13 protein-coding genes are annotated in these 13,552 nt (G+C 63.1%); all 13 read left to right on the top strand.

All coding sequences use genetic code 11. The features are described from left to right. Positions 1–198 precede the first annotated feature (198 nt). The 13 genes from hflX (at position 199) to ACHHRT_RS01170 (ending at position 13,525) form a co-directional block, all read left to right on the top strand. Positions 199–1,806 carry a GTPase HflX gene (gene hflX / locus ACHHRT_RS01230; RefSeq protein WP_395496865.1) on the top strand — a complete coding sequence of 536 codons (1,608 nt, stop codon included), beginning with the start codon at positions 199–201 and terminating at the stop codon, positions 1,804–1,806. Then, positions 1,806–2,381 carry a DUF4390 domain-containing protein gene (locus ACHHRT_RS01225; RefSeq protein ID WP_395496863.1) on the top strand — a complete coding sequence of 192 codons (576 nt, stop codon included), beginning with the start codon at positions 1,806–1,808 and terminating at the stop codon, positions 2,379–2,381. Before hflX ends, ACHHRT_RS01225 begins: the two co-directional genes overlap by 1 nt. 32 nt (positions 2,382–2,413) lie before the next feature. Further along, the gene (locus ACHHRT_RS01220; RefSeq protein ID WP_395496861.1) at positions 2,414–4,639 is read left to right on the top strand and encodes a sensor histidine kinase; all 2,226 of its coding nucleotides are present in this window, start codon (positions 2,414–2,416) and stop codon (positions 4,637–4,639) included. 270 nt (positions 4,640–4,909) lie between these two features. Further along, positions 4,910–5,521, top strand: a complete 612-nt coding sequence (locus ACHHRT_RS01215) for a Pvc16 family protein (protein ID WP_395496859.1) — start codon at positions 4,910–4,912, stop codon at positions 5,519–5,521. Further along, positions 5,514–6,284 carry a hypothetical protein gene (locus ACHHRT_RS01210; protein WP_395496858.1) on the top strand — a complete coding sequence of 257 codons (771 nt, stop codon included), beginning with the start codon at positions 5,514–5,516 and terminating at the stop codon, positions 6,282–6,284. Before ACHHRT_RS01215 ends, ACHHRT_RS01210 begins: the two co-directional genes overlap by 8 nt. A gap of 21 nt (positions 6,285–6,305) precedes the next feature. Then, on the top strand, positions 6,306–7,997 hold the full coding sequence (locus ACHHRT_RS01205; RefSeq protein WP_395496856.1) for a phage tail sheath family protein: 1,692 nt from the start codon (positions 6,306–6,308) through the stop codon (positions 7,995–7,997). Between the two features lie 19 nt (positions 7,998–8,016). Then, a complete protein-coding gene (locus ACHHRT_RS01200) occupies positions 8,017–8,478 on the top strand; it encodes a phage tail protein (protein ID WP_395496854.1) in 462 nt (153 codons plus the stop codon). A 15-nt stretch (positions 8,479–8,493) separates the two neighbouring features. Further along, entirely contained in the window at positions 8,494–10,098 is a 1,605-nt protein-coding gene (locus ACHHRT_RS01195; protein ID WP_395496852.1) for a phage tail sheath protein, read from the top strand. Continuing rightward, positions 10,095–10,592, top strand: coding sequence for a phage tail protein (locus ACHHRT_RS01190; protein ID WP_395496850.1), 498 nt, complete (start codon positions 10,095–10,097; stop codon positions 10,590–10,592). The genes ACHHRT_RS01195 and ACHHRT_RS01190 overlap by 4 nt, the downstream gene beginning before the upstream one ends. A 9-nt stretch (positions 10,593–10,601) precedes the next feature. Continuing rightward, positions 10,602–11,543 (top strand): CIS tube protein, encoded by a 942-nt coding sequence (locus ACHHRT_RS01185; RefSeq protein ID WP_395496848.1) that lies wholly within the window; start codon positions 10,602–10,604, stop codon positions 11,541–11,543. Next, complete coding sequence (locus ACHHRT_RS01180; RefSeq protein ID WP_395496846.1) at positions 11,543–11,713, top strand: hypothetical protein; 171 nt, start codon at positions 11,543–11,545, stop codon at positions 11,711–11,713. The genes ACHHRT_RS01185 and ACHHRT_RS01180 overlap by 1 nt, the downstream gene beginning before the upstream one ends. Positions 11,714–11,747: 34 nt before the next feature. After that, a complete protein-coding gene (locus tag ACHHRT_RS01175) occupies positions 11,748–12,830 on the top strand; it encodes a phage late control D family protein (RefSeq protein WP_395496844.1) in 1,083 nt (360 codons plus the stop codon). Continuing rightward, positions 12,827–13,525, top strand: a complete 699-nt coding sequence (locus ACHHRT_RS01170) for a phage baseplate assembly protein V (protein ID WP_395496843.1) — start codon at positions 12,827–12,829, stop codon at positions 13,523–13,525. Before ACHHRT_RS01175 ends, ACHHRT_RS01170 begins: the two co-directional genes overlap by 4 nt. The last annotated feature ends 27 nt before the right edge of the window (positions 13,526–13,552 follow it).

Raw genomic sequence — 13,552 nt, 5'->3', positions numbered from 1 at the left:
GCTGTAAAGAGGGTTGCCGATTGCCAAAGACCGGGCCGATCGGCTAGAATGCCAACTTGGCTGACCTCGAGGGGGGGCCGGGTAGTGGTCGTCGTGGTTCCGGCAGGTTCGTCCGGGGCCATGCCATTACCAAACAATGGGAGACCTTGAGTCATCGCAACATTAAGCGGTAATATCGCCGGTTTGAAGCCGGCACAGTTGAAAGAGCTGGAGCGTTTGGGCCGGCGCCGGTTGGAACCGGATCAGATCGCCACCCCGGAGCTGGCCCGCTCCCTGGCCTCGATCTCCAGGGAGATCGGTCGCCAGGTTGGGTTGATGATCGACCGGGCCGGCCAGGTGGAACTGGTTCTGGTGGGGGATCACCGTTCGATCATGATCCCGGCCCTGGGGCAGAGCCGGGCCGCCGGGGGGCGTCTGCGGGGGCTGCGCTGCCTGCATACCCATTTGGCCGCCGAGGGGCTGACCCAGGATGACTTCATGGACCTGCTCTTCCTGCGTCTGGATCTGATGAGCGCCCTGGAGGTTGATCGTGAGGGCCGGCCGGGCAAGCTGCACAGCGCCCACCTCAATCCGCGCCCGCCGGGGAGCGACCAGGATGCCGCCGGCCAGGCCTGGCTTTTGTTGCCGCCGACCCAGGTCTCCCGTCTTTCCGACAATCTGCGGGAACTGATCGCCTCTCTGGAGGGGGAATTCACTCGCTTGCGGCCCACCCGGGAAGTCGATCTGGGTCGGGATCGGGCCATTCTGGTCAGCGTTTCCAGCGCCTCCCTCCGCCAGGCCCGGGAGTCGATGGATGAACTGGCGGAGCTGGCCGCCTCGGCGGGAGTGGTGGTGCTGGACACCGTGATCCAGCGCCGGGATAAAATCAATCCCCGCCTGATTCTGGGGCGGGGCAAGCTGGGGGAGATCATGTTGCAGGCCCTGCAGCTCAACGCCAATCTCCTGATCTTCGACCAGGAGTTGAACCCCTCCCAGGTGCGCTCCATTACCGATCATACCGAAATGCGGGTTATCGACCGGACTCAGCTGATTCTGGATATCTTCGCTCGCCGGGCCTTGAGCCGGGAAGGCAGGCTCCAGGTGGAGATGGCCCAGCTCAAGTACATGATGCCCCGCTTGGGCACCCGTGACGATGCCCTCTCCCGGCTCACCGGCGGCATCGGGGGCCGGGGACCGGGGGAGACCCGGCTGGAGGTGGATCGCCGCCGGATTCGGGATCGGCTGGCCAAGCTGACCGCCAAACTCAAGGAGGTGGCCCATGAGCGGCATCGCCGCCGGGAGCGCCGCCGTAAGAAGGAAGTGCCGGTGCTGTCGCTGGTGGGCTATACCAATGCCGGCAAATCAACACTTCTTAACGCTCTCACCGGCAGCAACATTTTGGCCGAGGACAAACTTTTCGCCACCTTGGATCCCACCAGTCGCCGTCTCCGTTTCCCCGAGGAGATGGAGGTGATCATCACCGATACCGTGGGGTTTATCAACAATCTGCCCGCCGAACTGCTGCAGGCTTTCAAGGCCACCCTGGAGGAGCTGGGCGAGGCCGATCTCCTGATCCATGTGGTGGATGCCGGTAATCCGCGGATGGCTGAACATATCCGGGTGGTGGAAAAACTGCTCCGGGAGCTGGATCTCTCCGGGCTGCCCCGCCTGACCGTTTTCAACAAGATTGACCTGGTGGCTGATCGGGAGTGGCTGCGGGATCAGGCCGCCGATTACGACGCGGTTCTGGTCAGCGCCATGGATCCCTCCACCTTTCCCCCCCTCCTGGAACGTGCCCGCAAGGCGATCCTGAAGGTTTGGCAATGATGGGGGGAGGGCTGAGGAATTGGCTGGCGCTGGCCCTGCTGCTGGTTCTAGCCTGCGCGTGGCCGCCTTGGGCCCGGGCCGCGGACGAGGCCGGCATCGAGGAACTGGTGGTTACCAACTCCGCCCATGAGCTGTTGCTCTATTTCCGGGTCAAAAACGCGGTTACTCCCGAGATGGAGCAGGCGGTGAAGAGCGGTCTGCCCCTGACCCTGACCTTCTTTGTCGAGCTCTACCGGCAGCGCTCCGGCTGGCTGGATCTGCAGGTATTGGGGCTCGAGTTCAGCCACCACCTCCATTATGACACCCTGAAAAACGAATTTCGCGTGGTTCGCGAGGGGAAGGGGGGGGGGGCTCAGACGGTGGCCACCATGGCCGAGGCCCGACAACTGATGACTCGGGTCAACGATCTGGCTCTGCTGTCCCTGGCCGAGTTGATCCCCGGGCAGGCCTACACCCTGCGGGTCAGGGCGCAACTGGCCGAAAAGGGTTTGCCCCTCTCTTTTCACCGGCTGCTGCCCCTGCGGCGGCTATGGAGTTTTGAAACCGCCTGGCACGATATCGAGTTTCACTACTGACCAACCACCCTTGAGGGGGCAAGCCGAGAGATATGGAGACCATCAGCCACACTAAAGCCGGTGACGAAGCGGCGCGTCGGGATCGGCAGCGCCGCCGCCGCCGTTTGCGCTGGGTGGTGGGGGTGTGTCTGGCCCTGTTTGGCCTTTTTACCTGGCTGGAAACCAAAATTTTCGGCTTGGGTGAGGTTGAGCTCCCGGTCAGCGGCAATCTCTTAATCTTTATCCTGCTGAATCTCAATGTCCTGCTTTTGCTGGTGGTTATCTTTCTGGTGCTCCGCAACCTGGCGGAGCTGGTCTTTGAACGGCGGCGGCGGGTGCTGGGGGCCCGGTTGCGGACCAAACTGGTGGTCGCCTTCGTCTCGCTATCCATGATTCCCACCGGGCTGCTTTTCCTGATCTCCCTGCAGTTTATCTCCACCAGTATGGATTACTGGTTCAACATCAATGTCGAACACTCCCTGGAGGACTCCCTGGCAGTGGCCCGCGAGGTGTATCAGGAGGCCCAGCTCGAAACGGTTAGGGAGGGGGGGGTGATTGCCGCCTGGTTGCAGGCGGAACAGTCGCGCCTGACCGAGGAGGGCGCGCGTAACATTTTTCTGCGGGATATGCTGGAGAGTCATGGTCTGGGAGGGATCGAGCTTGTCAGCCCGGAGCGGGTTTTGCTGGCCGCCGTTTATCGAGCGGAGCTGGCCGGGTTGAGGATTCCGGAACTGCCGGGAGAAAATCTGCGCCGGGCCCTGGTCGGGGAAAGCGGGCAGGTGGTAAGCCAAATCCTGCCGGAAGGGGAGTTGATTCGCAGTCTGACCCCAATCGCCTGGCCGGGTCAGGACGGCATGGCGGTGTTGGCCCTTTCCCGCCTGTTGCCCCAGGAGCGTCTGCAGCGTCTGGAGCGGATCTCCTCGGGGCTGGAGGGCTACCGTCAGCTGCTGATGTTCAAGACCCCCCTCAAGACCAGCCTGCTGGTGACCCTGCTGATCGTCACCCTGCTGATCGTGTTCTGCGCCATCTGGTTCGGTTTTTACATCGCCGGAGGACTTACCGGCCCCATTCGTCGCCTGGCTGAGGCCACCCGCCGGGTGGCCGACGGTGATCTCGATTTCGTTATCGAAAAAAATTCCGGCGATGAGATCGGTTCGCTGGTTGATTCCTTCAACCAGATGACCCGCGATCTGCTCACCGGTCGCCGTCAGATTGAAGAGACCACGCAGGAGCTTGATCGGCGGCGGCGCTACACCGAGACCATTCTGCAAAACGTGACCGCCGGAGTAATCTCGTTGGATGATTCCGGACGGGTGATCACCATCAACCGCTTTGCCGAGGAGCTGCTCAAGGTGGATCGGGCCCAGATCGTCGGCCGTCATTACCGGGCCATTCTCCGCCGGCAGCACCTCCAGATTCTGGAGGGTTTTCTCCATGAACTGAGTCAATCGAGCAAACACTCCATCCAGTTGCCACTCCGACTGACGGTGGGTGATGAAACCTATTCCCTGCGGGTCAACCTTACTCGTCTTTTCGACGAGGAGGGGCGTCCCTTGGGGGTGGTCCTGGTGTTCGACAATCTCAGCGACCTGGAAAAAGCTCAACGGATGGCGGCCTGGCGAGAGGTGGCCCGGCGCATCGCCCATGAGGTCAAGAATCCCCTGACCCCGATCCAGCTCTCCGCCCAGCGGTTGCGTAAACGCTATCTTGCCAGACTGGCCGACGAGGGGGAGGTTTTTGATCTTTGCACCCAGACCATCATCAATCAGGTGGAGGAGCTGCAAAAGCTGGTGGGCGAGTTTTCCAGTTTTGCCAGGATGCCCGCGATCCATAAAACCATGGCCGATCTTGCCGCCATGGTCGATGAAGTGCTGGTACTCTATCGCGAGGGCCACAAGGGGATCACTTTTACCCGGGAAGGGGAGACACCTCCCCCCTTTCTCTTCGACCCCAAACAGTTGAAACGGGTGTTGATTAATTTGGTGGACAACGCGGTGGCGGTGGTGCCGCAAAGGGGTGGCAAGGTAAGTGTGAACCTGATCCGAGACCTTGAGCGTAAGCTGTTTCTGATCGAAGTCAAGGACAATGGACCTGGCATACGAGAGGAGGATAAGTTGCGTTTGTTCGAGCCCTACTTCTCCACCAAAAAATCGGGTACCGGTTTGGGTCTGGCCATTGCCGGTACTGTGGTGGCCGATCATGGCGGCGCCATTCGGGTCCGTGACCACGAACCCCATGGTGCCTGTTTTGTGGTTGAATTACCGTTTGAATTATCCTGATATTCTTTCCAAAAACATCATAGCTTGATAATTTCTTTTTAAGCAGACATCTTAGCCACGCTCCTCCAGGCATGCAGGCGTTTATGACTCTCTCTCGCCGGCCGGTACCCCAAAAATTTCCCCCTTTTACCTTGACAACTCTCTGTAGCCTTAACTACAACATGCAAGTGACGCCCCTCTTGGCGGTTGTTCCATGCAACCGGTTAGGAAATGGCCCCGGGGCGGCATCCAGTTGCCCTTTTATCCAGATTTTATCCTTTGGTCGGTGGCATGGCGAATATCAACAGCATCCATTCCGTGTGCAACTCCCTCATTCGCTTCCTGCACCAGGCCTATGAGGCCCATCCGCTGCCCGGCTCAGCGGCCGCAACCACCATGCAGGACGCCTATCCCTGCAACTTTCGCGTGCTGGCTTCGGGGGAATTGAAGGCCGGGGCCGACTTCGGCACCACCCTTTCCCTCTACCTCTACCGGGTTCTGCTCAATGAGCATCTCCGCGGCCAGCCCGTATCGCGGAATGGTGTTCGGCCGCCGTTGTCGGTGGACCTCCATTTTCTACTTACCATTTGGTCCGAGAGCGCCGCCGCCGAACAGACCATTTGTGCGTGGGCCATGCAGCAGCTCCACGAACATCCCATCATGGATCTCTCTTCCCTGAGCCGGGAAGGGGGTTGGGGCCATGATGACGTGATCCAGATCATCCCGGCGGAACTTTCCAATGAGGATTTGATGCGAATATGGGACGCCTTGGCTCCCGATTATCGTCTCTCCCTCTCCTACATCGCCAGGGTGGTGCGCATCGATCCCCTCACCGATCCCCAGGGGCTGCCGGTGGTGGCCACCCGCTATCAATACCAGGAGAAGAACGAGCATCGTGAATGAACGCTTGGAACAGAGGGTCCTGGGGGCTTTGTGCCTGGTGGACCGGGTGACGGGGGGGGCCGTGGGGCGGGAGCTGCGGGTCCGTTCCGCCCAGTTAATCCTGCGACGTAACGCCCGGGGTTACCACGTGATTGTCGGGGCTGAGGGCCTTGAAGAACACACCGCCGCCTTTGCCCATCCCCCGGCCAGCCCGCCGCTGGGCAGCAGGGGTTACCTGGTGGAGATCAGTGACCCCCTGGCCCGTTACCTGCCCCGCACCGTCTCCGTGCACCTGCCCCGTGATCCCGATCCCGTCGGCGCCCGGGCTGAAGACTCCCTCTTTCGGCCGCTTACGGTGCCGATCTATCCAGCGGCCACCGCCCGGCTCTCCCCCAATTGGAGCTCGGTACGGGTCTCCCTGAGCCGTGGCGATGATCCCCTCACCGCGACGCCGGTGCGCGGAGCCCTGCTGAGGATCGTCGCTGAAGCCGATTCGGCGACGCTGGCCAGCGGCATTTCCGACCAGCGTGGCGAGGCCCTGGTGATCGTGCCGGGGGTCCCCTTGACCAAGTTCGCCGCTGAAGAGGATGGCGGGGGCGATGATGAGGCCCCCGTGGTGGTCAATAGTTTGCCGGTGCGGCTCGAGCTTTCCCTGGGCGACACCGATCCCTGGCCGGTTGATCCCGATCTGCTGGAGAGCAACCACGCCGCCAATCGCCGCCTGAGTATGCCGCTGACACTCAGCACAGGAAAAATGGAAAAGGTAGCCATCAACTTAACGTGATCTGTCAAAGGGAGACGAGCCATGCCTGAATACCTAGCCCCCGGCGTCTATGTCGAAGAGACAAGTTTTCGCGCCAAATCCATCGAGGGTGTCAGCACCAGCACCACCGCCTTTGTCGGCCCAACCCGCAAGGGCCCCACCAGCGGCGCTCCGGTGTTGATCACCAGCTTCGGCGATTTTGAGCGCATCTATGGCGGTTTCGGCAACCTGCGCCTTGGCGCCGATGAGGCGATCAACTACATCGCCCATGGGGTGCGCAACTACTTCGACAACGGTGGCGCCCGTCTCTTCATGGCCCGGGTTTACACGGCCAGCGGCGGCGACGGGATCGCCCGCACCGGTTATCTGGGCGAGGATGCCGACAACGCCAACAACTGCCGCTTTGTCGCCCGCTCACCGGGGCAGGTGGGCAACGGTCGGGTGACCGTCACCCTGGCCCGGGCGACGGTCACCGCCCTGGCCCTGGCCCGCGCCCCCCGGGGCACCATGCTGGTGGATGGCGACGATCTCTACGTGCGGGGCGAAGCAGGTTTTCAGGATGCCACTGACAACACCTTCGGCGCTACTCTTGGTGGCGATGAAAGTTTCGTCACCGCCAATGTGCTGATCCGTGATGGTGACGGCAACGAGAGTTTTTATGAGAACCTCGGCCTGGCCCCCGGTCATCCCCGCTATATCGGCGCCGTTCTCGATCCGACTCCAGACCGTTTGGTGGATCAGCTCGAGCTGGCCTTCGCCCTGGAGCTCGGGATCGGGGTCAATCCCTTCCGGCTTTATGAGATCCTGGAGGGCATCGATGGGGATGGGCAGGAACTGACCGACGGCAGCGATGGCGGCGAGCCCACCGTCGCCGCCTACACCGCCCCCCTGGACGGCCTGGCCCGCATCGACGACATCTCCATTGTCGCCGCCCCCGGCTGTTCCTCCTTTGCCGACCGGGTCGGGATCCAGGACGCCCTGCGGACCCACGCCGAAGCGCGTAAAGCTTATCGGTTCGCGGTGCTGGATACCCGCCGCGGCATCCTGCCCATGGAGGCGCTGACCGACAAGAGCGTCATCGATTCCAGTTACGCCGCCCTCTATTACCCCTGGGTGCTGGCCGCCAATCCCCTGGCCCGACCCGATGACGCCAGCATCCCCAGGGAGATCGCCCTGCCGCCCTCCGGCTTCGTTTGTGGGATTTACGCCCGCAACGATGTCAATCGCAGCGTCAGTAAATCCCCCGGCAACGAGATTGTCCGCGGCGCCCTGCGTTTTGAGCGCAACATCAGTCACGCCGAGCAGGAGTTGCTCAATCCCCGGGGGGTCAACTGCCTGCGCTTCTTCCCCGGCCGAGGCTACCGGGTCTGGGGGGCCCGCACCGCCAGTTCCGACCCGGAATGGAAGTATATCGGCCCCCGCCGCTATTTCCTCTACCTGGAGCACTCCATCGACCGCAGCACCCAGTGGGCGGTGTTTGAGAACAACGGCCCGCTGCTGTGGGCCAATATCCGGGAGGCGGCCACCAGCTTTCTGCATAACGAATGGAGTTCCGGCAATCTGCTGGGTAAAACCCCGGAGGAGGCTTACTTCGTTCGTTGCGACCGTTCAACCATGACCCAGAACGACTTGGACAACGGTCGGTTGATCTGCCTGATTGGGGTGGCGGTACTCAAACCCGCCGAGTTTGTCATCTTCCGGATCGGTCAGAAGACCGCCGACGCCCGCGACTGATTAAAAGGAGAATATTGCCATGGCTGAACGGATAACCCCCTACGGAGCCTTCAATTTTATTGTCAACATCAGCAACGGTCCCCACGGCCCGGAAAGTCCACTGGGCGGCTTTTCCGACGTCAGCGGTCTCGGGATCGAGATCACCATGGCCGAGTATCGCAACGGCAACGACAAGGAGAACCATGTCCGCAAGGTGGCCGGAATCCACAAGGTCTCCGACGTCACCCTTAAGCGCGGTATTGTCAACTCCCAGGACCTTTGGGATTGGATCAAGGCGACCCAGACCGATGGCCCGGCGGCCCAGCGTAGCGTGGTGATTACCCTGCGCGATGAGGCGGGTGAGGATGTGGAGTCCTGGACCCTGCGCAACGTGGTGCCGATGAAGTACACCGGTCCGACCCTGGCCGCCAAAGGCGGCGGTGACGTGGCGATGGAGGAACTGGTGCTGTCGGCGGAAGGGCTGGCCTTTGAGGCGGCTTGATTCCGGGGCTGATTGATGAAAGGCCTGCGCTTTGAAGTTCTGACCTCCTCGGCCCCGGCGGCGGCCAACCGTGCCGACCTGGCCTGTTTCATCGGGCTGGTCAAGGTGCGCGACGCTGAGCCGCCGGCTGATCTCCGCCAATGGCTGCAGCAGGAAGGCTGGTGGCCCACCGCCACCGCGGCCGGGGCCCGGGGGGGAGCGCCGTCGCTCTATCAGGTGCCGGTGCCGGTGGCCAGTTGGGAGCGCTTTGACCAGTTGTTCGCCTGGGATCAGCGGCCCTATGATGAGGCCACTTTGGGAGCCACCTACCTGGGGGCGGCGGTGCGCTCATTTTTTGCCCAGGGGGGCCGCAAGTGCTATGTGGTGAGTTGCGGCGAACCCTTGGCCTACGGGGCCTCCCGGCCTGAGCGGGATGCCGCCCTCCGCCAGCTGGTGCCCTTGGCAATGGGGCAGGCGGGGCAACGGGGCAGCTGGTACGGCCTGCACCATCTTTTCGGGTTGCCGGGGGTCAGTTTTGTCATCCTGCCCGACTTGGCCGAACTGGCTTGCTCCCTAAGGGAGGAAAATCCGCCGCCGTCGGAGTTGCCCCCCCCTTTGCCGGAATTTACCAATTGCTCCGAGCCGGGGCCCTTGCCGGCCCGGGAGCGGCGGGTGATGCGTCTGCCGTTGCCGGTCTGCGACGATCAGGATTATCACCGCTGGCGGGCGGTGGTCCATCGGGCGACCCGCTGGCTTGCCGACCATCGCCGGGAGATGCAACTGCTGGCGGCCCTGCCGGTCCCGCACCGGGAAAGTGCGGCCGCCGTCGGGTTGCTGCCTTTCCTGCATCGGCAGGGCTGGCTGAGCGGGGCCCTGGCGGCGGGGGATTGCCCCGCCGGGGCCGAAGGGCTTGACGAGTTGGCCCGGGAGGCTTGCAGCATCGCCAGCGCCTTTCTCCAGTTGGGTTACCCTTGGCTTAAAACCGCCTATGCCGGTGATCTGCCGGCGGCGCTGGAGCCGCCGGAGGGGGTGCTGGCCGGGTTGTTGGCCCGCAACGCCCTGACCAGGGGCACCTTTCGCAGTGCCATTCCGCTCCCTCTCCAGGAGCTGGTGGGGGTTTTTCCCCGGCTGGACCAGGCCCAGCTCCATGGGCTCAACCCCCAGGCTCCGTGGCGCGCTTCGCCCCAGGCCGCCCTGAACGATCGGGTCTCGCTGTTTGGCCCCACGCCGGAGGGGTTGCGGCTGCTCTCCGATGTCACCACCAGCAATGAGCCGACTTACCGCCAGGCCGCCATCAACCGGACCATTGGGCTGGTGATGCGGGCTGCCAGGGCCGTCGGGGAGGAGTATGTGTTTGATTCCTCCGGTGAACATCTTTGGCGGCAGGTCGGCAGTCGGCTCTCCGATGTGCTGCGCGCCATGCAGGATGCCGGGGCCTTGGCCGCCGGGGGGGGAGACCGGGAAGCCTTTCTGGTCCGTTGCGATCGCTCCACCATGAGTCAGCAGGATATCGATAGCGGTCGGGTGGTGGCCCAGGTGACCATCCGGCCGGTGGCGGCCATTGAAACCATGCGTATTCAACTGGCCATGGGTGATGGAGGGCGGATTTCGCTCTCCAGTCTGGGCGTGGAGGCGGCATGAGCCAGCATTTCGAGTATCCCTTACCCGGCTTCCGTTTCAAGGTGGAGTTCAATGATCCGATGCTGACCGATGAGACCGGCGGCGGCGCTGTGGTGCTTTGCAGGGGGGCCTTTTCCGAATGCAGCGGCCTGGAGGTAACCATGGAGCCCAAAACCATCCGCGAGGGTGGCCGCAACTGGGGGGCGGCTCAACGGATGGGGACCATCAGTTTCGGCACCGTGATCCTCAAGCGGGGCCTGACCAGCAATGCCGATCTTTGGCAGTGGTTCAGTCTGGTGGGGGGAGAGGGGGCTTACGCCCAGCGGCTCAATGTCACCATCACCCTCTTTGATCAGGGTGGGGCCGGGGTCTTTTCCTGGACCCTGCTCAAGGCGATTCCGGTCAAGTTCAAGGCACCCGATCTCAATGCCAGCAACAATGAGGTGGTGATCGAGGAGCTGCATCTGGTCCATGAAGGACTGAGCCGTGCGCCCGCGGCGGTTGAACAGCTATAGGAGCCCGCAATGTCCGTTAGCCCCAATATCGACACCCTGGTCAAGGCCAGCTTTAAACGGCGCGACGGCGGCGAGAAGTTCATGGTTCATTTCAACCCCCAGTCGTTGCAGTACACCATCACCAATAATCTCAGGAACACCGGTTCCGGCAACTCCCGCAAACAGTATGTCAGCGACAGCACCGGCAAATTGACCATGGATCTGATCTTCGACACCACCGATACCGGCGAGGATGTGCGTCTCCACACGGTCAAGGTGGCCAAGTTGATGGAGCCCCGGGCCACCGGTTCCGATCGCAGCAAAAAGACTCCCCCGGTGGTGGATTTCTCCTGGGGCCTCTACACCTTCGGCGGCATGGTGGAGAGCTACAAGGAGACCCTGGATTTTTTCTCATCCAACGGGGTGCCGCTGCGGGCGGCGGTCAATCTGACCATGGCCAGCCAGGACAAAGTGTTCGAAGGTGGTTCCACTAAAGGACGGGCGAGGGGCATTGGCGGCTCGTTGTCTGGCAGTTTGAGGGACAGTATCCAGGTGCAGATCGACGAAGATTCCCCCCGCGGTGTCGATGATATCGCCTCCGTTGCAGGCAACCCGGCCGCTGCCCGAGAAATTGCGGCTCAAAACGGTATCGATAACCTGCGCTTTCCCGGCCCAGTGTTGTTGGAACTGGATGCAGACCAACCTCCGGACTTCGCCCCTTCAATGTTGGCCGCTAGTCGTGATCCATCCGATGTTTTTGCCGGCCTGCGGACGCCGTCTGCTGGAGGTGGTGGTGCAATCAGCCTGGATCATTTTATGCGACCTACGGGTACCGCCTCTTTGGGAACCGAAAGTCCGGCGGTTTTTGCCTTGGGGGGGCAGGCCCGGTTGCAGGGGTCGGCCAGTTTCAAGGCCGAGGTGGGGCGGGCGGGAGCGCTCAAAGCCCGCCTCGAATTTGATGGAGAGCAGTAATGGGCGTGGTCTTTGACGAAGTAGAGGGTCGGGTGGAAGAGCCCTTGGCGCCGGTGGAGGAGCGGGACGCGGCGGCAACGGAGGAGCCTTCGGCCACTGCCGCCGCCCGGCAATGGCGGCAACATTGGTTGGCCTGGCAACAGCGGCGGCAGCGGTTGGAGGCGGACTGATGTTGTTTTTATTCGGTAAACCGAGGCGGTCGCCATGAGTGGTCCAGCCGCGCCGGCGGTCTACAATCCTCGGCCGGTGGTGCGGATTGATGGCCGCTCTTCCGAGCGGCTTGGCGAACTGCTCCAGGCCATGGAGATGCGGGAGGAGGAGGGGGGGCTGACCTCTTTGGAGCTGCGCTTCAGCAACATCGCCAGCGATCCCGATGGGGGGGCCGACTACGCCTTCGAGGATGAGGCGGAGATCAGCCTGGGGGCGGCGATCAGCGTGGCCGCCGGCGATGCCGCCGCGCCCCGGGAGATCTTTCGCGGCCTGATCACCGCGCTTGAGGCCGATTTTCCCGGCGATGGGCCGCCGGAGCTGGTGGTGCTGGCCGAGGACCGGCTGCAGTTGGCCCGGATGAGCCGCCGAACCGCGATCTACCGGGAGATGTCGCTGGTCGACCTGGTGGGCCAAATTGCCGGGCGGTGCAATCTTCAGCCCCGGGTCAGTGGCCTTACGGAGCACCGGGAAAGCTGGGTCCAGTTCAATGAGAGCGACCTGGCCTTTTTGCGCCGGCTGCTGCGCCGCTTCGACGCCGACCTCCAGGTGGTGGAGGAGCGGCTGGAGGTGGCGCCGGTGAGCGAAATACAACGGGAGGTAATCGAATTGGCGTTGTTTCACGAGTTGCGCCGGGTCCGTTTCATCGCCGACTTGGCCCACCAGGTGACCGAGGTGACCAGCAGCGGTTGGGATCCGTTGCGGGGCCGGTCGGTGAGCGGCAGCAGCCGGGGGCTCAACTTTGGTCCCGGCCGGGGCCGGCGGGGCGGCGACCTGCTGGCGCAAACCCTGGGCCGGCGGCGGGAGCATGTGGGCCAGGTCGCGGTACTCACCGACCAGGAGGCCCAGGCCCTGGCCGATACCGTTTTTGACCGCCGGGCCCGCCGCTTCGTCTGCGCCGAGGGCACCGCCGAAGGTCATCCCGGCCTGCGGGTGGGCAGTCATCTGCGGTTGACCGGGGTGAGCCGCCGTTTCCAGAACACCTACCAGGTGGTCAGAACCCTGCATCGCTTCGACCTGCGGGAGGGCTATTTCACCGATTTCAAGGCGGAATCGGCGACCCTGGGGGAGGCGGTATGAGCGATCGCGCCCTGCTGGAAAAACTGGTGCCCCTGCTCCATGGCGGCAGCTATCTGGCCCGGGTGGTGGCGGTCAACGACCCGGAGGGGATCGGCCGGGTTCAGCTCCGGCTGCTGGCCTTTGACGGGGTTGACGACCAGGAGGCGCCCCTCTGGGCCCGGGTGGCGGTGCCCTTTGCCGGCAACGCCCGGGGAGCTTTTATGATCCCCGAGGTGGGGGATGAGGTGCTGGTCAGTTTCGTCAACGGTGATCCCCGCCAGCCCATTGTCATTGGCTCTCTCTGGAACGGCCGGGACGCGGTGCCGGAGCAACTGGGCGGCAGCGGCCAACGGGTCGATCGCTGGACCATCACCGGCAAGGCCGGCACCCGGATCGCCATCGTCGAGGAGCAGCCGGCCGACGCCACCATCCGTTTCACCACCCCGGGTGGAGTCAGCGGCGAGCTGACCGACAGCGGCGGCGGTAAAATCGAGTTTCGCATCGGCGGCACCACCGTCACCTACGATCAGCAGGGGGTGACGGTCAATACCGCCCTGAATGTCACGGTGCAGGCCACCCAGGTGGAGATCAGCGCCGCCATGGTGACGGTCAATGCCGGCATGAGCCGTTTCAACGGGGTGGTGCAGGCTGACACGGTGATCACCAACAGCGTGATCAGCGCATCTTACACTCCGGGGGCCGGTAACATATGGTAGCGCAGCCAACCCATACCCCCGGTCGGG

Origin of the sequence: Desulfurivibrio modestus (assembly GCF_044068625.1) — a bacterium.
GTDB lineage: Bacteria > Desulfobacterota > Desulfobulbia > Desulfobulbales > Desulfurivibrionaceae > Desulfurivibrio.
Note: the sequence above shows the minus strand (reverse complement) of the source record. Positions and strands in the feature narration are given on the sequence as shown.